At 38.2% G+C, this 19,623-nt stretch carries 17 protein-coding genes; 3 read left to right on the top strand and 14 right to left on the bottom strand.

Annotated features, from left to right (window positions below; all coding sequences use genetic code 11):
• Positions 1-13: 13 nt before the first annotated feature.
• The 8 genes from flgK to MKY29_RS05235 all read right to left on the bottom strand — a co-directional run bounded on the left by flgK (position 14) and on the right by MKY29_RS05235 (position 6,618).
• Entirely contained in the window at positions 14-1,543 is a 1,530-nt protein-coding gene (gene flgK, locus MKY29_RS05270; RefSeq protein WP_340879234.1) for a flagellar hook-associated protein FlgK, read from the bottom strand.
• A 12-nt stretch (positions 1,544-1,555) separates the two neighbouring features.
• Entirely contained in the window at positions 1,556-2,050 is a 495-nt protein-coding gene (locus MKY29_RS05265; RefSeq protein WP_340879233.1) for a flagellar protein FlgN, read from the bottom strand.
• Between the two features lie 18 nt (positions 2,051-2,068).
• Positions 2,069-2,332: a flagellar biosynthesis anti-sigma factor FlgM gene (gene flgM, locus MKY29_RS05260; RefSeq protein WP_340879232.1), complete on the bottom strand. Its 264-nt coding sequence runs from the start codon at positions 2,330-2,332 to the stop codon at positions 2,069-2,071.
• 324 nt (positions 2,333-2,656) lie between these two features.
• On the bottom strand, positions 2,657-3,073 hold the full coding sequence (locus MKY29_RS05255) for a TIGR03826 family flagellar region protein (RefSeq protein ID WP_340879231.1): 417 nt from the start codon (positions 3,071-3,073) through the stop codon (positions 2,657-2,659).
• A gap of 43 nt (positions 3,074-3,116) precedes the next feature.
• On the bottom strand, positions 3,117-3,740 hold the full coding sequence (locus tag MKY29_RS05250) for a ComF family protein (protein ID WP_340879230.1): 624 nt from the start codon (positions 3,738-3,740) through the stop codon (positions 3,117-3,119).
• The gene (locus tag MKY29_RS05245) at positions 3,737-4,726 is read right to left on the bottom strand and encodes a DEAD/DEAH box helicase (RefSeq protein WP_340879229.1); all 990 of its coding nucleotides are present in this window, start codon (positions 4,724-4,726) and stop codon (positions 3,737-3,739) included. The genes MKY29_RS05250 and MKY29_RS05245 overlap by 4 nt, the downstream gene beginning before the upstream one ends.
• 353 nt (positions 4,727-5,079) lie before the next feature.
• Positions 5,080-5,922, bottom strand: a complete 843-nt coding sequence (locus MKY29_RS05240; protein ID WP_340879228.1) for a DegV family protein — start codon at positions 5,920-5,922, stop codon at positions 5,080-5,082.
• A 108-nt stretch (positions 5,923-6,030) separates the two neighbouring features.
• Complete coding sequence (locus MKY29_RS05235) at positions 6,031-6,618, bottom strand: hypothetical protein (protein ID WP_093494191.1); 588 nt, start codon at positions 6,616-6,618, stop codon at positions 6,031-6,033.
• Between the two features lie 130 nt (positions 6,619-6,748).
• Here MKY29_RS05235 and MKY29_RS05230 point away from each other — a divergent pair, with 130 nt between their 5' ends.
• Positions 6,749-7,675, top strand: a complete 927-nt coding sequence (locus MKY29_RS05230; RefSeq protein ID WP_340879227.1) for a nuclease-related domain-containing protein — start codon at positions 6,749-6,751, stop codon at positions 7,673-7,675.
• Between the two features lie 403 nt (positions 7,676-8,078).
• Here the strand turns inward: MKY29_RS05230 and MKY29_RS05225 are convergent, their stop codons facing one another.
• Together MKY29_RS05225 and MKY29_RS05220 are read right to left on the bottom strand one after the other, a co-directional pair.
• Positions 8,079-8,753 carry a response regulator transcription factor gene (locus tag MKY29_RS05225; protein ID WP_090563421.1) on the bottom strand — a complete coding sequence of 225 codons (675 nt, stop codon included), beginning with the start codon at positions 8,751-8,753 and terminating at the stop codon, positions 8,079-8,081.
• A gap of 35 nt (positions 8,754-8,788) precedes the next feature.
• Positions 8,789-9,934 carry a sensor histidine kinase gene (locus tag MKY29_RS05220; protein WP_340879226.1) on the bottom strand — a complete coding sequence of 382 codons (1,146 nt, stop codon included), beginning with the start codon at positions 9,932-9,934 and terminating at the stop codon, positions 8,789-8,791.
• A gap of 140 nt (positions 9,935-10,074) precedes the next feature.
• On the opposite strand from MKY29_RS05220, the gene MKY29_RS05215 reads away from it, so the two are divergent.
• Positions 10,075-10,710, top strand: coding sequence for a YigZ family protein (locus MKY29_RS05215; protein WP_340879225.1), 636 nt, complete (start codon positions 10,075-10,077; stop codon positions 10,708-10,710).
• A gap of 30 nt (positions 10,711-10,740) precedes the next feature.
• Positions 10,741-11,910 carry a CAP domain-containing protein gene (locus MKY29_RS05210; protein ID WP_340879224.1) on the top strand — a complete coding sequence of 390 codons (1,170 nt, stop codon included), beginning with the start codon at positions 10,741-10,743 and terminating at the stop codon, positions 11,908-11,910.
• A 394-nt stretch (positions 11,911-12,304) separates the two neighbouring features.
• On the opposite strand, the gene MKY29_RS05205 is transcribed toward MKY29_RS05210, so the two are convergent.
• From MKY29_RS05205 to MKY29_RS05190, 4 genes are all read right to left on the bottom strand, one after another.
• Positions 12,305-13,840, bottom strand: a complete 1,536-nt coding sequence (locus tag MKY29_RS05205; protein WP_340879223.1) for a SpoIID/LytB domain-containing protein — start codon at positions 13,838-13,840, stop codon at positions 12,305-12,307.
• Positions 13,841-14,536 carry an SH3 domain-containing protein gene (locus tag MKY29_RS05200; RefSeq protein WP_340879222.1) on the bottom strand — a complete coding sequence of 232 codons (696 nt, stop codon included), beginning with the start codon at positions 14,534-14,536 and terminating at the stop codon, positions 13,841-13,843.
• A gap of 18 nt (positions 14,537-14,554) precedes the next feature.
• The gene (locus MKY29_RS05195; protein WP_340879221.1) at positions 14,555-17,110 is read right to left on the bottom strand and encodes an SH3 domain-containing protein; all 2,556 of its coding nucleotides are present in this window, start codon (positions 17,108-17,110) and stop codon (positions 14,555-14,557) included.
• A 1,474-nt stretch (positions 17,111-18,584) separates the two neighbouring features.
• Positions 18,585-19,622: an LCP family protein gene (locus tag MKY29_RS05190; protein ID WP_090563435.1), complete on the bottom strand. Its 1,038-nt coding sequence runs from the start codon at positions 19,620-19,622 to the stop codon at positions 18,585-18,587.
• Position 19,623 lies beyond the last annotated feature (1 nt).

Genomic DNA, 19,623 nt, shown 5'->3' with positions numbered 1-19,623 from the left:
TGTATACCCCCTATTATAATCCTACTCGGCCCATTCCATTTATAATTTTATCTAAAGTTTCATCTACTACTGTAATCATACGAGCAGATGCATTGTATGCCTGCTGAAATATGATCATGTTCGTCATTTCTTCATCCAGTGATACAGAACTTACTGACGCTCGGTTATTAGCGATTGTAAGTTGCTTAACTGCTGTAGTTTCAGCAAGACGATTAGCTTGCTCACCATCTACCCCTAGCTTTCCGATTAAAGATTGATAGAAGGATTGAACAGTTGCATTGCCTAATCCCAATATTGAAGTTGTTTTAACTGCTGCGAGTAAAACGGCATTTTTTCCATTACCTTCTTGATCAGGTTCAGTAGAAGCAGACAGTTTACTAGGATCATCTTTTATGACTTTATTTACTGCAATGTTTCCAGCAGTAATTGCGCCACCATTCGGATTTACGAAGAAATCGAGACCTGTTTCGTTATCTGGTGGTAGACCATACCCAGCCCTATGTACTGCATTAAATGCATTTGCAAATTCTTGCGCCATTTTATCAAGTTGGGCAAGCATTTCTGGATATACGCCTTCTTTATTGGCTCCATACCCATATGAATTAATAAGGGAAAGCATTTTACCTTGGTTTGGTAATAGTTCCGTATGATTAATCGTTGCACCATTTGCCGGAACCCCGATAATCGTAAATCCTTGGAACGGATCTTTGGTATCTCCTACAGGAAGATTATGTTCAAATTGCGATGCTTCTTTGCCTTCGACAATTTTAATAGTATCGTTAGGTACTGGTTTACCTGTTCTAATACTTATCGTCATGTTGCCTTCTGCAATTGCAAGTGAATTACCCCCATTTTTGGCGTATTCTATTTTTATAGGGAAGTACTGAGATAATTCATCAACTAAGGTATCACGAGCATCATATAAGTCATTTGGCAAATATCCATTTGGCTCGACTTTAGCGATGTTCTCATTCAGTGCTGCGATTTGTTTTAGAATAGAATTTACATTTTTTGTTGTAACATCAATTTCGTTTTTTAAGTTACCTTGTACTTCTACAAGTTGTTTATAAATATAATTGAATGATTCCGCTGCTGTAACTCCACGCTCAGTAACCACTCTTCGTGTACCAGCATTTTCAGGTGATGTACTCAACTCTTCTAGTGATTTCCAAAATAAATCTAATGATTCATTTAGACCATAATCGGATGGTTCTGCCATGATATCTTCCATTTGTGTAATTGCTTTTGATTTGGTTTCCCAATAACCAAGTTCGTTCGTCTCTTGTCTATATTGACGATCGATAAATTGGTCACGAATTCGTTGGATAGAATGTGCCTCTACACCTGTTCCGATAAAGCCAGGAACTTTTGGTGCATTTAATCCAATCCCTGGATATGGAAGTGTTGGTTGCATATTAACACGTTGACGAGAATACCCGAGAGTGTTCGCATTTGAAATATTATGTCCAACTGTATAAAGAGCTGTTTGTTGTGTGAACATACCACGTTTACTAGTTTCTAATCCCATAAATGTAGAGCGCATGGGTTCGCCTCCTTAGACTTGTGAGTTGAAGTAGGTTTTGTCATTTGATGGACCTTTTACTTCAGTTTGTGAGTAGTTTATTTGGTCTGGCTTTGGACGCAACATATCGAGTGTCATGTTGACAAATTGCAGTGATTGATATGTTAACTGTTGATTTAAATCATTTTGTTTTTTTAATGTTTCTAATGTTAATAATAGATTATTGCGTGCTTTTATTAGTTGAGCTTTTTCTGTGTCTGTGGTGGTATTTTCTATGACAAGTGCAACAGTAGGGTTGTCAGTAGGAGCAATTCCTTTTGCTCGAAGGTAATCCGTTACCTCTAACTGACGCTGTTGTTCTAGTTGTGAAATGCCCGCTACATGCGCCTGCTCGTCCTTGAGCAGTTGGTTTAGACTGTCCATGTCACCAATTTTGATAGTTTCTGTTTTTTTGTATGCAACCTCTAGCAAACTTTTGTGAAGCATATCTAGTTTTGTTAAAGATTGCAAAATGTTATCGATGGACATGATTGTAAGCTCCTTTTACTAGATGCGGTAATAATTTAAGATGTTCGATGCTAATTTTTTCGCATCTACTTTGTATTTTCCTGCATCGATATCTGCTTTGATGGCTGCAACTCGTTCAGCTTGTTCTACTTCAATTGGAGATTTCGTTTGCATGCTTTTAGCAGCGGATGAAATTTCCAATTGATCCGCCGTTGTTTTAGTTGTCTGCTGTGCTTTTTCAGCTTGTTGTTGATTGCGTTTGTATGGATTTACTTGGTTTAAACCAACGTTTGTTATTTTCATCTAAGTTCATCCTCCCCTCTTCTTGCTTAGTGTCTATATAGTATTTCGGCATTAAATATGAAGTGTTTAGAGTAATTTGAACGATTTATAAGGAATAGGTCTTGTGAATTAAAGCTGTTAGTGGAATTGAAGGGTCTTTTGGTGGAACTAGTGCTTGGTTAAGTGATAAAGGTTTTTGATTGAGTTAAACTCGTGTGCATTTCGATGGAACTTGGGTAGCTTTTAGCGCCTTCATGCGTTGTGTGTTGAATTTGTATGCTTTTGGGGTAGTTATTTTATATTAAAGTTTTCACCTAAGTAAAAACTCCCACACAAAGTGAGAGTTTATTTTCTTTTGGTATCTGCATGGTAAGTTCCATGATCCTGGTTTGCTACTTTGTCTCTGAATTCTTTTGCTGCATCAAATTGACGGAGTCCTGATTTTAAATCTTCCGTACATGTTTTACAAAGTTTGCCTTGGTTCGTGATTTTTCCACAGCTATCACATGGATAACCTAAATTTGGGAACATTGCTGGTTGCAGACGGTTTTTGCGTACCCACTTGTGTAATAGTGATTCCTCAACGCCGGTTGCTTCTACAATTCGCTCGACTGTTGCTGCACGGTTTTCGCGCTTGCGGAGGAAGCGATATACTATTTCGTATAGTTTTTCTTCGTTCATTGCACAGTTGTTACATACTTCTCTCATTCCTGTATAGTTAAAAAACTCGCCGCATGAAGGACAATTTTTTAGTTCTCCCATGTTGTTACCTCCAGATAATATTCTTTTATCTTTTATCGGCAAGTTAGCCTTTTATTAAAGTGATTGCATCCACTCTTTTCGCCCCGGAGTCCTTTAAAATCTTCGCAGCCTGATGAATGGTAGCACCAGTTGTATAAATATCGTCGAATAAAATATAATTTGTTTCTTCTATGTTACTCATTGATTCGAACAATTTTGTGGTTATTAAGCGTTCCTTTTTTGTTTTCTTTCCTTGTGTTTCAGATTTTGTTTTAACGAGTAATTGTTGATAGGAAACTTGTGCTGCATTTAACAGCTCGTCAACTTGAGCAAATGTACGTAATACTAATTTTTCTGGATGCATGGGAATGGGGACGACAATGCCTTCTTTTCTCTGAAATACTTGTTGCAGACTCCCGGCAAAGACTTTAGCTAATGCTATGTCTTGTAGGAATTTGTATTGGTGCAGAAATTCTTTCATGGGTTCATTATAAGTGTATAAACAAAAGACTGAGTCGACTGCTCCTTCATAAGGTGTTCCTAGAAAATCGGTAAAATCTATGGTCGACTCTGATATATCAAACTTTTCGAAGCATCTAGTGCAAGTAGAAGAGTCCAATTGGTTTAAAAAGAGCTTAGACCACGTTGGGATAGATCGATAAGGGGGACCGCAAATTAAACAAGTCATGAACGATTCCATCCTTCTATCGCTTCTTGAGCTTTATCCATTTCTCTACTTATCCCATGGTGAAAGAAAGTGATGTCTCCGCCTGGATACTGCGCTGACCTACCTACTCGCCCACTTATTTGAATGAGTGCGCTGGAAGTGAAAATCGGTTGCTCTGCTCCCACTACGGCTACGTGTACATTTTCAATCGTTACACCACGTTCTAATATGGTCGTTGTTAGTAAACCAGGTATTTGCTTTTCTCTTAATTGCATAACTAGTTCCTTTCTATCTGGGTGTTCGGCGTGTACTCTTGGTAATTCTCTTGGGAAGTCTTCAAGCATTTCGATAGTAGGTAGGAAGATTAGAAAAGGTGTTTTGGTTTCTATTTTTTCATTTATCCACTTTTGTAGTTTGTGTGGAATTTTACCTGTCTTCAATTGTCTGGAGTAACCCCAGAGACTATCGAATTTAGGTACTGGAAGGTCGTGGCCGTGATACCTTCTTGTGAGAATGGATTGGTTAGTTGTTTTTAAAGATTTGGTAGGAGTGGCTGTTACATAGTGAATAGCTGCATGTTGTTTAGCCGCTTTAGTAACTGCTGCTTGGAGTGTTTCGTCCGCATAATAGGGAAAGGCGTCTGCCTCGTCGACAAATACGACGTCGAAGGCATGTTCAAATCGGTAAAGTTGATGGGTAGTGGCAAGCACTAATTCAGCAAAACCTGATTGGTCTGGTGCACCTCCGTAGAGTGCATGAATTGTTGTATTTGGGAAGACTTTCCGAAAGCGAGGGAATAACTCTAAAATAACATCCGTTCTTGGAGCAGCAACACAAACTCTTTTGCCTGCTTGTAAACTTGCATAAATGGCGGGAAATAGGAGCTCTGTTTTTCCTGCTCCACATATTGCGTTTAGTAGATGGGATTGGTTTTGTTCGACACTAGCAAGTAGTTCTTCACTTGCCTTTTGCTGAAGTGGGGTAAGTTCCCCGCTCCATGTAAACACATGAGCTTTCGCGCCGCGAGCATGCTGCTTGGCCCACTGGAGTAATTCTGAGCAGCTACTCACCCGTCCCATTCGGATACAGTGGCGGCAATAGGTACAAATTTTGTTACAGCGTGCACAGTTGAATGAGTGAAAAAAAGAATGGTTTGTGTTGTGGCATCTGTTGCAGACGCTCTTCTTTGATTGCCAAAAAAGGACAGATTCTGTTTTTGTGATGATGCCGGGCTTTAGGTGGATGTAGCCGGAGTTAATGTGGGCGTCGATGACTTCGCGGGGAAATGGGGTATGTTCGCGAAGCCATATGCGACCGGTGAGAAATTGCTGCAATTGTTCATTCATAGGCGTTCTCCTGTTTAGTTATTTTTATACCAACCGAGACCCATTGACCCTTCCCCAAGATGTGTACCAATTACGGGACCGAAATAGCTGATCGTGAATTCTACGTTTGGCATTGTTGCTTGGAGTTCGTTTTTCCATGCGATTGCTTCGTTTTCGTTGTTAGCATGGATGATCGTTGCTTTTATGTTGAATTTGTTTGAGTCAGCCTGGAGCATGTCCGAGATACGTTTCATCGCTTTTTTTCTCGTTCGGACTTTTTCGAACGGAACAATAACTTTGTTTTCGAAGTGCAGAATCGGTTTTACTTGAAGTACAGATCCAATGACGCGCTCGAAGCCGTTTAGTCTTCCTCCACGATGGAGATGGTCTAGATTGTCGACCATGAAGTATGCTCTCATTGTTTGTTTCATGCTGTCTAGTTCTGCAATGATTGCGTCAGGTGTAGCACCTTCTCTGGCCATTTCAGCGGCTTTAAGTACGTAGAAGCCTTGAACCATGCAAGAAATTTCTGTGTCGAATGTGCGTACGTCGATGTCGTTTACCATTTCTCCCGCTTGTTCTGCTCCAGCAAGTGTTCCGCTGATACCACTTGAGAGATGGATGGAGATCACCGCATCGTATTCTTTTGCCAACTGTTCATATGTTTCGATAAACTTTCCAAGTGCAGGCTGGGATGTCTTTGGTAGGGCTCCACCCTGACGGATTTTATCGTAGAATTCTGTGGTGTTAATGTCTATTTCTTCTTGGTAGGTGTCATTTCCGATGACAACGCTTAGCGGCACCATATGAATATTCAGTTGGTCACGAATTTCTTTCGGGATATATGCGGTGCTGTCGGTTACGATTGCTGTCTTCATTTTATAAATCACACTCCTAACTTTAAGTTTACTGAAGTTTTGTTAGAAATGAAAGGATAAAAAAGCCCAAAACATGATATTTGTCATATATGTTTTGGGGAAGTGTGATTATTCAGTTGATTCGCCTATATAGTAAACGCTGGAAACTAGCCATTCACTGTTTTCTTTGACGAACACAGTTACTTGGCGACCATTTTGGTCTAGCTTAGCGCCGGTGTCCATTTGCTCTAGTGATGTATGGATATTAGAGAATACTTGTGCTTGTGATTTGTCATATTTAATGATGGTGATATTTTCAGCCGTCCGAATCGTATCGAAGTCGTGGAAGGTTTCTTCGACTTTCACTTTTTCAGCATCGTAGTTGAAGCCTTCTGGATTTTTCGAAATTGTGTTCATATAGCGCTCAGTATCTTCTTCATTGAATGATTCCATATATTCAGTAAAGGAGTCAATTATAGCCGCTTTTTCTTTATCTGGTACATTCGTCGCTTCTTCAATATTTCCACCTGACAATTCGAACCCTACATTTGTTTCACTTTTGTCTTCCGCACCATGGTCTGTTGTGGCTTGAGTGTTCGTTGGAGCAATGTCTCCTGCGGAATTGGTGTTTTGGTTTTGGACTGTTTCATCATTGCTATTGCAAGCTGCCAAAGTTAGCGCAAAGGCTGCGAGTGTAATTGTTTGGATTATTTTCATTTATGTCTCCTCCTGCTGAAGGTTATTTTGTCATAATTAGGACGAAAACTCAATTAATATGTTCCTTTTATTAATAGGTAGAATATTCCGCTATTGGAATGTAAAATATAGGTAGAAAGGAGGTAAAGTATTGAATGGACATTTTGCTTTGTTAAACAGGTTGCGTGATGGATCTGGTATGGCTGATTTTATTCGGGAAGAGATTCGAAAACAGGAGGCTGGAGTGCGTGGTGAGGACCGACTTGTTGCTCGGCTGAAGGAGTTGCGTTTGCCAAGGGAGTTTCGGGTTTTTTCGGATGTTTGTTTGGTGCTTGATGATTGGAAAGTACAAATCGACTGTCTTGTTGTAACCGACCGGTGCTGCATCGTACTTGAGTCGAAAAACATAAGTGGACACTTGTATTTTAATGAAGAGCTTGATGAATTTTATAAAGAAGAAAATGGAGTAGAATGCCCCATTTCTAATCCATATTTCCAATTGATGCGACATGTTCGCTTTATGAAAGAATTTCTACGTAAGACCCATCCACTAATGAAAGTGACTGGTGCTGTCATCATGACTGCTAAGTCCCACCGCATTATGCAAAAGCCTACCCATTATCCCATTTATAAGTTAGAGAGCATGGTTGAGAGAGTGACTCAGATGTACAATAGTTCCGGTAGTGTTAGTTTTACTAGTGCTGATTTACTGGTTGTTGAGAAGTTGATTTTGGAGAATAGGTCTGCTTATGTCTATCCGCCACTTTGCGAACATTATCGGATTCCTCCGAGTGAAATACGGCCGGGGGTTGAGTGTCCGAGTTGTGGTGTGTTGGGGATGAGGCGTGTACATACTACATGGAAATGTATGGCATGCAGAAAAACTGATCGGTACGCACATATATCAGCGATAAGGGATTATTTTTGGATAATCGACGAAAAAATTACTAATAAAGAGTTTCGTAGATTTTGTATGATAGACTCTAAGTATGCTGCGTCGCGCATGTTGAATAGTATGGATTTGATAGCACAGGGGTCTGGTCCAAGTCGATACTTTGTAGAGAATCGAATGAAGTGATGGATTGATGAGTGACGATTCTGGAATGCGCAACGTTTGAGCGTGTTTGCGCAACTTCGGAGTGGGTTCTCGCAACATTGGTGGGCGTTTGCGCAACATTCACTTCGTTTTGCACAACTTTTATGGGATGCGCAACGTTCGAGGACGCTTGCGCAACTTCGGAGTGAGTTCTCGCAACATTGGTGGGCGTTTGCGCAACATTCACTTCGTTTTGCACAACTTTTATGGGATGCGCAACGTTCGAGGATGTTTGCGCAACTTCGGAGAGAGTTCTCGCAACATTGGTGGGCGTTTGCGCAACATTCACTTCGTTTTGCGCAACTTTTATGGGATGCTCTTTATGGGTGTTATTTCTTCAAGCAAAATCCCACTCCAAAAGCTGGAGTGGGATTTATTATGTGTGTTATCGAACTTCAACCCAACCGTTTTTGATGCCGGTTACTACGGCTTGAGTACGGTCGTTTACGTTCATTTTTTGAAGTATGCTTGATACGTGATTTTTCACGGTTTTTTCGGAGATGAATAGTGTTTCTCCGATTGTGCGGTTGCTTTGGCCATCTGTTAGTAATTGTAGTACTTCGCATTCACGTTTAGTTAGTAAATGGAATGGACGACGAATTTCTGTTTGATGGAAGTTCCCTTTGTTTTCACGTTCGCTTAGGCGACGGAATTCTGCAACTAGGTTACGTGTTACTTTTGGATGTAAGTATGACCCGCCTTTTGCTACTACTTTGATGGCTGAGACGATTGCATTGGCATCCATTTCTTTTAGCATGTATCCAAGTGCACCTGTTTTAAGCGCGTGTGATACATAAGACTCATCGTCATGGATAGATAGGATGATTACTTTAGCTTCTGGGTATTTTTCTAGTAATTCTCCTGTTGCTTCTACTCCATTTTTAGTAGGCATATTGATGTCCATTAGTACTACGTCTGGTTGATGCTTATCATAAAGGCCAAGAACGTCATTGCCGTCGTCACCCTCTGCTATTACTTCGAAAGAGTCTTCAAAATCTAAAATACGTTTTACTCCCTCGCGAAATAGTTGGTGATCATCTATGATTATTATTTTTGTCATGTTCATTTCCTCCTATAATTAAAACGCCGTATTTACTATTCCTCATTTAATGGAATGCTAAACAATATCGTAGTACCTTTGCCTGGAGATGAAATAATTTTCATCGTTCCCTCTAACAAATCCACTCGTTCTTTCATACCGATTAAACCAAAGGATTTTTCTTTAGCAACCTCCGGATCAAATCCAGCCCCATTATCTTTGACGATAATATTTATTTTTTGTTTCAACCATTCTACTTTCACCGTTGCTTCTGTAAATTTTCCATGTTTAGTTCCATTTGTTAAACACTCTTGGACTATGCGGAAAATGGCTACTTCAAAATTGGTTTCTAGTCGTTTCTCTTCTCCAAAAGTTTGGAAATCAATCTTTCCTTTTGGATTGTATTCTTCGATTGTTGTTATATACTTTCGAAGCGTTGGTATTAATCCTAAATCGTCTAATGCCATTGGTCGTAGGTCGTAAATGATACGACGTACTTCTGATAGGGCATTACGAACCATTGTTTTTAGGTCAATAATTTCTTTCATCGCTTCGTCTCCGCCACGCTGCTGATATGTAAGATTGATTAAATCTGTTCTTAGTAGTACATTCGCTAGCATTTGAGCGGGGCCATCGTGAATTTCCCTTGAAAGTCTTTTGCGTTCTTCTTCTTGTGCTTCGATAATTTTCAAGGTGAAATCTTGTTTAATTTTTGCATTTTCAAGTGCTGCACCTACATTTTTCAAATCGGATGTTAAGTAATTCATGACTATATTCACTTGATTGACTAGATGATCTGCACGTTCAATCATCTCTAACAAGCCCTGTAACCTGCGTTCTAATTCGTCTCTTCGAAGTCTTAGCTGTCGTTCTTCACTACGTTTGATAAGAAGATTTATTTGAATTTCATTTGCAGTTTCGTAGGCTTGGCGAACTTGTGGTTCATCGTATGAGTCAAAATTTTTAGAGACTTCTGCTAAGCGGTTTCTGGAAAGCTTCGATTTCGCTTCAAGCATGTCCCCTTCAATAATAACCGTCTCGATATTTCCACGAATAATTTCTAACTCTACTTTCATTTCTTCAAAGCTTTGTCGACTTTGTTCGCTTATAATGAATATATCCTTTTTCGAATGATCCATCACTTCGACCATTCGATCGAAAATAACATCTAACGATTGTAATTCACTATGCTTATTCGTCATCTGTTTTTTCTCCTTTATGTGCCCAAATGAGTCTTCATTCACTAATGATGACAAGTCCTATTATAGCACTAAGTGACTAAAAATAAATTAAAATTACTTTACAACTATGTTTCAATAGAATCAGGAGGAGAAATATATCTATGAGAAAAGATTACCATACTATTCAAGGCTACGGAGAAAGCGAGATCGTTATTCAAAAATCACGTTTTATTACATACGTGAATCGAGCTGAAACTGAAGAACAAGCACAAAAATTTATTAATAATATTAAAGAAAAGCATAAAAGTGCTAATCATAACTGCTCTGCATACATAATTGGGGAGCATGACAATATACAAAAGGCTAACGATGACGGCGAACCAAGTGGCACTGCGGGAGTCCCAATGCTTGAGGTGCTCAAAAAACAAGGACTCCAGGATACAGTTGTTGTCGTAACTCGTTATTTTGGAGGTATCAAACTCGGTGGCGGTGGACTTATCCGTGCATACGGGAAAGCAACTACGGAAGGAATCGATGTAGCAAAAGTGGTGGAACGTAAGCTGCATCACCTCATGAAAGTCTCTATCGACTATACTTGGCTAGGAAAAGTGGAAAATGAAGTACGTAATTCTGACTACCCCCTAAAAGAAATTATCTATGCAGATCAAGTCGAAGTCTTAGTATTTACAAAAGCAAATGAAGAAACAGACTTTATAAACTGGATCGCAGAAATTACTAATGGACAAGCGAAAATTGAGATTGTCGAAAAAGAGTTTTTGGAATTTACGGTGAATTGATTTATACTTTTACTATGAGGAGATGAATCTATGAAAAAACTATCTATTGTAGTATTATTACTTTTCGCTTTAATCTCAGTTCCAACGATCTCTCAAGCAGCAGATTGTCCTTCCATTGTTTCCTGGGATGGAGTACAACTAAAGTCCGGGCAAATCGGCCGAGTTTTGATACAAAAACCAACGACTGTTTATAAAAATATCAATGGAAAATTTGTGGCTTCTAGAGCTGTAAAACCTGGTGAGAATTACAGAGTATACGCCAACAAGTCGACATACTATCATCTTGGTGGCGGGTTATTTATTCTAGACAATAAAGATATTTTGTATCAGACACCATCTAAAAGTAAACTAAGTCAGTTAAACTGTGTGAAAACCACTCCAACTTCTCTTTCAATTGGAGATAACAAAACAACTGCAATAGCAAAACTAGATCCGCAAAAAGTAGCTGTTGTAAATGAATTTGGTGCGCCAACTTCCGTTTATCACGATAATTACAATGACTTTTATGCAATAAGCTATTTAAAAAATAAAGTAGCATCTATTTATACGAAAGATAAAAGTTATCAAGTAAGTGGGGTTTCAGTAACTAATACTATTGAACAGTTAGAAAATAAACTGGGCACAAACTATGAAACTACGGGAAATACTTATCCAATAGAAATTATTACTTATGATCTACCTAAATATGAAGCAAACTTTTTCATAGATGTGCATAATGATAATAAAATTTCTGCTATCTATTTAATTGACCACGAGATGATTGATAATAATCCTAATTTATATCCAAAAAAATCTACGACTTTAGAATCAAGCTATGAAACCCTTTTATTCGAATTAACGAATGCCGAACGTAAAGCGCAGGGAGTGACTGTTCTTCAAAACTCTTCGAAGGTTGCTAATGTTGCACGAGGTCATAGTGTAGACATGGGTTTAAATGATTATTTTAACCATGATAATTTAAAGGGTGAATCACCATTTGACCGTCTTTCGAACGGCAGCATACAATATAGAAATGCTGGAGAGAATATTGCAATGGGCTATACGAGTCCCTATTTTGCTCATGAAGCTTTGATGAATTCCTTAGGTCATCGTAAAAACATCATTAGCACGGCTTACACACAATTGGGTGTAGGTGTTTACTTTGCAAAATGGGTCTATGGCTCAATTCCATATTATACTGAGAACTTTATAAAACCTTGATAGATAAGTAGCAGCTCCGAATTGATATGAAATTCTGGGCTGTCTTTTTCATTAATTTAAACGTAGCAATTTAATAATTGAGCTTTTAGTAGTTTATTTCCGCTCCAGGCAGACGCTTTCCGTGGGCACGGCTTCAGCCGCTTCCTTCGCTTAGCTCAGTCCAGGGTCTTCAGCTCGCGCTGTTCCCACTGGAGTCGCCGCCCTACGCTACAATAAACTATGTCTACTTTTCAAAAACAGACAATTGAAATCATTATTAGCTAAATAAACAAGGTTTATATGGTAAAACGTCCAGATGAAATTAACGATAGTAATTAGAAAAATTTTAGCATCTAAGCGATTCTCTAAAAAGCTAATACAAAAAGGCAACCACAAATGCGGTTGCCTTTTTGCATTAGAACTTCTCGATTGTTGTTCCTTGGTAATAATGTTTCAGAATACGATCGTATGTCCAGCCAGCTTCAGCACGTGCTTTTGCACCATATTGACTCATGCCGATTCGGTGGCCATAGCCTTTTCCGTTAACTGTTACTGTTTGGATCCCTGTACTTGTTACTCCTGTTGTTGAGATAATGCCTTCGTTCGTTTGTACATTCACTGAACCATTTGGAACTGTTAGTACTCCCGAAGCTGTTTGAACTGACATTCCGTTAAGTGATGTCACCTCTGAAGAACCTTTAGCACCTTGGATAGCTAAGTTCGTTCCACCTGTTGGTTTAGTGAAGGAAATGTCAAACCAGCTTGATTTTAATGATGCATTTTTAGCGTCTAAAAATACGTTTCTCATAACAGATTCATTGCCAGAAATGGTTTTCTCTCCAGATGAAGTAATTGCAGTTACTGCGGTTACTTCCCCATTGGATCCACCTTTTGTTAGCTTGATATCTAGTAAAGTATCAGTTGATGCAAACCCGAACTTCTTTAAAATATTTGCCACTGGTATACTAACCGTCCAGTTTTTATAAGGTGATTGTTCAATAGAATCGTCTACAGATACAAAATGTGGAACCTGTGTACTATTCCATACCTCACCAATATTGGCGGTTTTACCACCACTTGTCGAGTAGAAATAGGCTTGAACAAGTTTGCCATTTGCTTTTACTACTAATCCATTAGTAGCTTCTACCGCAGCATTTGTATTTTTATGTTCTGATGAGTAACCTTTGTACATTTGGTCCTTCGTCGTACTGCTTAGAATACCAGCTTTACTTAATGTATAGCTTCTTGCAGCAACTGTCTGTGCTTTTAACGCTTCAATATGCCATGAGGCTGGCGATTCATTCGGAATTACACCTTTTAAGTAGTTTTCCAAATCGAGTCTATTAACGATTTGAACTGTTGCACCTGATTTAACAACATTAAAACTACCACGATATGAACTGCCATTTGATGCCTTTCCTATAGGTAATGAGGGTACATTTGCGACTCTTCCACTGGTAGCTGGAATCCAAGATGAAACACCTTGATCATCCGTAATAGAGTACCATGTTTCCCCACTGGCATTCGTAAATTCATCCACGAAGTTTGCCCCTTGGAAAGCTGTGTATGATTTAACAGTCTCATAATCAGCTGAAGCACCTTTTTTACCATCTACGCTTTTATTGAATACAACTATTTTTTCATTTCCAGTAATTGCATGTAAAGCATATCCATTTGCTGAATACATAGCTGCTCCTGTTTGATAGATGGATACTTCCCCATTTACCTGAGAAAATGTGACTGGTGTATCTGGTAAAGCATAAAACATTTCATTTGTCGTTAAGTTTTGGAGCTTGTAAACTCCTGATAGGTTAAGAGAAGTTGTAGAGGCGTTATGTACCTCAACTTGTACCTGTTTGGAATAAGTCTCTTGTTTATATGCCAAGGCGCTATTTGTTGAAACAAGGCTAAGCACTGCTACTGATAAGATGGCGATTACTTTTTTCTTCAATTATTTCACCTCAGTCAGCGTACTTAGCACCCAACCTTTAGTACCCTTAGGAGTTTGAACATTATACCAAGTTTCCCCATTTGCATTTTTAAATGATCCTAAATAGGATAATGTTGATCCTTTAGCTACTGTTTCAAGCGATTTATAGTTAGTAGTTGCCCCTTTGCGAACATTTGTAGCTTGTTTTGTTACAACCTTTGAAGGTATGAACTCACTTGGTTTTGTTGTAGAAACATCGTTTGAGAAGATCCAACCTTTTACAGTTGATGAAACTTCTACACGATACCATACTCCATCTGCCCCTTTATGCTGGCCGATAACAGTTAGTCCTTTGTTTGCTGCAATTGTTGATAGAACTTTATAGTTTCGCGTTGCTCCACTATGCACTTTTGCGCTTGTAGTTGTATAAACTACGGCTGGTGTTTCAGTTGAGGGTTCAGTTGTTGGCGGTGTTACTACAACATTGCCACCCTCTGCCACAGCTTTTTGTAATTGTTTAATAGTCGCATCTTGTGCTGCAAGTTGTTTTTCTAAAGATGTTACTTTTGTTTGTAGTGGGCTTAGTTGTGCTTGTACCCATTCAACGGATGCTAATAGTAAGTTTGAATTTGCTTTTGTTGAAGTTGGCGCATTGATCGTTAATAACAAACTTAGTCCTAGGACTGCACCAACCGTTGCTAATAATTTCTTTTTCATTGGTTTATCTTCCTTCCATTATTGATTGAAATAGTTTTCTAATCCTTTACGAATTCCAGCTGCCGCTTTTTTACGGAAAGAAGTAGAAGCCAATTGAGCTTCTTCCGTCGGGTTAGATATAAATGCCAGTTCCACTAGCACAGACGGAATTTTATTCATACGATTTACATAGAAGTTTTGTTGCTTAACTCCACGATTATAAGTTCCAACTGCTTTTACTAAATCAGCTTGAATACTCTTCGCAAGTGCCAAACTCTTTGGTCCATTAAAGTTAACTGTCGAATTATAATATGTTGTTGTTCCTTTTGAAGTAGAACTAAATGAATCTGCATGTATACTAATAAAAGCATCATAATCAGAACTATTTGAGATATTTGTACGCTCAACCAACTCCAAGAAAACATCACTATTACGTGTTAGCGTTACTGTTGCACCCGCAGCTTCAAGTTCAGCCTTAAGGAATTGAGCAGTTGCAAGATTGACGTCTTTTTCCTTTGTTCCATTTTTACCTACAGCTCCAGGATCCTTAGCACCATGACCAGCATCTATTACTATTTTCTTACCTGCTAAACCTTTTGGAACTACTTTAATCGTTAATTCGTTATTATAATCACGAATGGTGTATGTGTAATTAGGATCGAAAGTGATTAATAATACCGATGTACCACCGGAAACCTTCTCAACTTTCATACTCTTCACACCAGTAACCTTCGATTTAATCTCGTTAATATTTGAGAGATTACCATAAATACGAAGCACGTTTGTTGATGGTATTGAATAAGTAATGTCGAACTTGGTTGGTTTAGACCAAACCATATAATTTTGGCCATTTCTAACTTCTGTTCTACCGTTCGTCAATGAAACTGGTGAAATCGGCGCAACATCTGTAAGTACAGAGGCTTGAATCCAGCCCCGTTTTTCAGTTGGTGTTTCGATATTTACCCATCCGTTAAGTGTACGTAATACTCGTACCGGTGAACTTAAATAAATTGTATCTACTTTTTTCGCGTTAGCACTTGCTCCATTATATACTGTAGATGTCTTTGTCCCATATTTAATAGGGAGGTTTGCATTTACTTCGAAGTCTGGAATCCAACCTTGCTTTCCACTTGCCTGGATGTTTAACCAAGTTGTCCCATCGGTTGAAACTAATTTGCTCAATACAGTGAATTTTGTATTCTTTGGCAAGCCTACTAAAACCGCTGAGTTATAGTTGCTATTTGCATACAGTAATGCATTAGCACGTAGTATCGTCCCTGTTTCCCCATTACCTGGAGTGACTACTGGAGTCTCGTCGACTTTGTCTACTACTGAAACAACTGATTGATGTAACCATGCATCTCCATTAGTCGAAGTTACTTTATACCATTTTTCATTCTTACTATCTGTTGCATATTGTACTGAAACGAATTGATCATTTAACTTCGATTGAGTTACAACATCATAAGTGATTCCAGGACCTGAACGCATATTTGCTACGGAAACGGAAACCTTCAAATTTGTTTCCTCTACAACGATATTTTCTTCTGGTTTTGGCGTTTCAGTCGATGGATTTTCGGGTACAGTAGAAACACTTTCAAATGCGGAAGCGGGAATCCAGCCTTTTTTCCCAACAGCATAAGTTACTTGATACCATTTTTCTTTTGAAGCGTTTGTAAACTCTTGATGGATTGCTAGTTTTACTCCCATTTGAATCGTTGCCACAGTTTTATAGTTTTTAGTAGCTCCAGAATGAACTGTCGAGGTTTTACTTACAACTTTATTGGCAATGGAGTTATCTTCAAAAGCAGTTGCAAGAATCCAGCCTTTTTTCCCAGTGGCATATGTAACTTGAACCCATTTTTCATTGTAACCATTTGTAAATTCTTGATGAACTACTAATGTCGTACCCACTTTTGCTGTAGAAACAACTGTGTAGTTTTTTGTAGCGCCTTTATGAATTGTTGTTTGATTGATTACTTTCATCGATGTTGCTGTTTCACCAGCAGTACCGTTCAATACGAATAAGTCAGAAGATACCCAGCCTTTTTTTCCTTTGTATTCAACGTTGAACCATATTTCGTTAGAGGTATTTGTAAATGCCCCTAGTATTTTAAGTGAAGTGCCAACTGGAATAGTAGCTACTACTTTATATGCAGTTGTTGCTCCACTTCTCATTTTAGAAGCACTAGTTCCTATTTTTTGCGTTGTACCTACATATGAATCTCCAGATTTAGTCGTAGACGCTTTAACTGCTGCAGTAGCTGCTGTTAAAAAATCACTAATAATCCAACCTTCCGTCGAATTCAAGGAGACTTTGTACCATACTTCTCCTTTACTATTTTTCTCATTGGCAAGTACAGATACCATTTGACCGGCTTGTACAGATGTTATTTTATCGAATTCTGTACCAGCACCCTCTCTGACGTTGACATTATTTTCAGTAAGCAGCGCTTTGTTACCAACCAATTGTTGAATGTCGTCTAATATTGCAGAAGTTGAGGCTGCATATACGGATGGTGCTTCACTAGCAAGAAGGTTAAGCGGCAAAAGGACAGAAGTTGCTAAAACTGATGATGCGATTACTTTTTTCATTTGTTCCTCCTAGAACGTTTATTTCTTCCATTTTAAAACACAGAATTTCATAAAACAATCCAACGAATGTAATTAAAACCTATGTATTATAAATTTAACATATATCATAATTTTATGGCATAAGCTAAAAATACCCATTTGTATAACAATAAGGTTACAATTTTCGAGTATTCTTGTAATTAAATTGTAATAAGAGAATTTTGTTGTTATGGGGAAAATTGTAAGATTCTAAATTATACTGTCTAATTTGTGAAACGTGCCTTGGCTAATCAATAGAATAAATCTAAGGGCTTTGGACTGATGTTTTGCTATATTATTACCAAATGATTTTTTAGTGATATTGTTTGTGACTTCCCACAAACCAATATCACTTTTTTCGTTAATCTTATAGTGTTAGTCTGTCTTGCCCCCCTACAACTCTTAGAAACAGGTAAGTGCGTTTTCGGATAGCTTGTAAAAGATACTTTCCAATTTATAGAATAAGCGCACGAATATATAATTTCGTGCGCTATTTCGGTTATTTATTTAACATACATATCCTTATACTTATTGAATGGTTTGATCTTAATTTGTCTTTACTTGCTCTCACTTATTGTTTACTCACTCCCGTCTTTGAGTTACTTGCTATCGTAAAGGATTTACTTGCTCTAAGCCTATATTTACTTGCGGACTATTATCAATTACTTGCGGAAAGGATAACTTTACCAAATCACTTTGCTAATTCACAGCCTAAGTGTGTAAAATCGAATTACTAAAAGTTGTTTTCTACTCAATAGATCGACTGAATTGGATAGTATCTTTAGATAATCTTTCAAACTCATCGTGTTTTCATAATGGGCTTGATACTAATTTATGTACTAAATTGATTGTAGTGAAAGGTGGCGACTCCAGCGGGAACAGCGTTAGGCGAAGACATTGGTCAAACTGTTTGGGTAATGTCTTTGCGACGAGTAATCGTAGAGGCTTATGTTTTCCGAGTGAGGAGGCTGAGGCAACGCTGGCGAAAATCAGCCCTATTCGGATTAGGTACATATCCTGATATTTAATGAATAATTTTGATCTTAATTTATCTTTACTTGCTCTCACTTATTGTTTACTCACTCCCATCCGTGGCTTACTTGCTGTCGTAAAGGATTTACTTGCTCTAAGCCTATATTTACTTGCGGACTATTATCTTTTACTTGCGGAAAGGATAAATTTATCAAATAACTTTGCTAATTCACAGCCTAAATGTTTAAAATGGAATTACTAGAATTTGTTTTCTACTCAATATACCGACTAAATTGGATAGTATCGCTAGATGATCTTGCAAACTCATCGTGTTTTCCATAATAGCTTGATATTAATTTTTGAACAGTAACTACCTACTAGGCGAAGGCAACACTCGCGGAAAGTGTCCACCTGAAACGAAAATCAGCTGTCATGGTACATACAAAAAAAAGAGTAAGACGAAACGCCCCGTAGGACGCTCATCTTACTCTCCCAATGTTAAATTATTTACATTCTTCGTTTTATTTAGGTCACTTTGAGCATTTTGTCCAAAGTCATCTAGATTCAACTTCAGTTGCTGTTGAATTTCTTCAATAGATTCCTCTTCAGGTATGAAGTAATAGATCCCTCTAATTGTTGCATCATCTCCAGAGATTTGTAGCTGTTCAATTGGAGAAGATTTTAAGTTCTGATACATTTTTATCAGTCCTAAATATTGAGAGGTAGGTATATTTGTTTTCACATTATTTCCGACATCAGCAATCATATCATCGATTTTGGTAATATTACTTAGGCTTGTGCCTTTATTGATGATTTCTTGAATCACATCTTTTTGACGTAAGTTACGCCCCATATCCCCTTGAGGATCAGTTTTACGCATACGTACATAAGCAAGCGCTTCGTTTCCATTTAGATCCATTGTTCCTTCAGTGAACGTCTTCCATTTTAAACTGTCAGTTAACTGAGCTTTAAATGTAAATGGTACATCTACTTCAATACCGCCAACCGTATCAACAATATCCTCGAATCCTTGGAAGTCAGTAGAAACGTAATAGTCTATTTTTAAATCTAATAATTCTTCTACAGCATTGATCGTGTAGTTAATACCACCGTTTGCGTAAGAGTGATTTATTTTGTCTTCATACCCTAGATCAGGTATATATACTTTTGAATCTCGGGGTATACTAACCATTGAGATTTTTTCTGTTTTAGGATTGATGGTCGCTACAATAATAACGTCAGATCTACCGTAAGTAGCGCCTTCTTGGTTTTCGATACCAGCAAGTAAAAATGTGAAAGCTGAATCTTCCGCTATCGCACTTTCAAACTTACTTTTTGTTTCCTCTACTTTATCTCGTTCAAGTGGTTCATACATATTTGCTGTAGCGTTTTTTGTCTGTAAAGATAGGTTAGTAGCAAAAACTATCACACCAGACAATAAAAGCATCGAAATAACTAGAACTGTATATAAAATTTTTCTTCTCGTCTTCTTTTTTCGTTTTGTGTGACGTGAAGTAGCCATA

Source organism: Psychrobacillus sp. FSL K6-2365 (assembly GCF_038003165.1).
Taxonomy (GTDB): Bacteria; Bacillota; Bacilli; order Bacillales_A; family Planococcaceae; genus Psychrobacillus; species Psychrobacillus psychrodurans.
The sequence above is the reverse complement of the archived record's forward strand: the minus strand, read 5'-3'. Positions and strand labels throughout refer to the sequence as shown.

Bases quoted from the DNA above. Each gene is read 5' to 3' on its own strand.
- MKY29_RS05235 (WP_093494191.1), bottom strand. From the start codon at position 6,618: ATGAAAATAATCCAAACAATTACACTCGCAGCCTTTGCGCTAACTTTG.
- MKY29_RS05215 (WP_340879225.1), top strand. From the start codon at position 10,075: ATGAGAAAAGATTACCATACTATTCAAGGCTACGGAGAAAGCGAGATC.
- MKY29_RS05250 (WP_340879230.1), bottom strand. From the start codon at position 3,740: ATGACTTGTTTAATTTGCGGTCCCCCTTATCGATCTATCCCAACGTGG.
- MKY29_RS05240 (WP_340879228.1), bottom strand. From the start codon at position 5,922: ATGAAGACAGCAATCGTAACCGACAGCACCGCATATATCCCGAAAGAA.
- MKY29_RS05195 (WP_340879221.1), bottom strand. From the start codon at position 17,110: ATGAAAAAAGTAATCGCATCATCAGTTTTAGCAACTTCTGTCCTTTTG.
- flgM (WP_340879232.1), bottom strand. From the start codon at position 2,332: ATGAAAATAACAAACGTTGGTTTAAACCAAGTAAATCCATACAAACGC.
- MKY29_RS05220 (WP_340879226.1), bottom strand. From the start codon at position 9,934: ATGACGAATAAGCATAGTGAATTACAATCGTTAGATGTTATTTTCGAT.
- MKY29_RS05210 (WP_340879224.1), top strand. From the start codon at position 10,741: ATGAAAAAACTATCTATTGTAGTATTATTACTTTTCGCTTTAATCTCA.
- MKY29_RS05225 (WP_090563421.1), bottom strand. From the start codon at position 8,753: ATGACAAAAATAATAATCATAGATGATCACCAACTATTTCGCGAGGGA.
- MKY29_RS05265 (WP_340879233.1), bottom strand. From the start codon at position 2,050: ATGTCCATCGATAACATTTTGCAATCTTTAACAAAACTAGATATGCTT.
- MKY29_RS05200 (WP_340879222.1), bottom strand. From the start codon at position 14,536: ATGAAAAAGAAATTATTAGCAACGGTTGGTGCAGTCCTAGGACTAAGT.
- flgK (WP_340879234.1), bottom strand. From the start codon at position 1,543: ATGCGCTCTACATTTATGGGATTAGAAACTAGTAAACGTGGTATGTTC.
- MKY29_RS05190 (WP_090563435.1), bottom strand. From the start codon at position 19,622: ATGGCTACTTCACGTCACACAAAACGAAAAAAGAAGACGAGAAGAAAA.
- MKY29_RS05255 (WP_340879231.1), bottom strand. From the start codon at position 3,073: ATGGGAGAACTAAAAAATTGTCCTTCATGCGGCGAGTTTTTTAACTAT.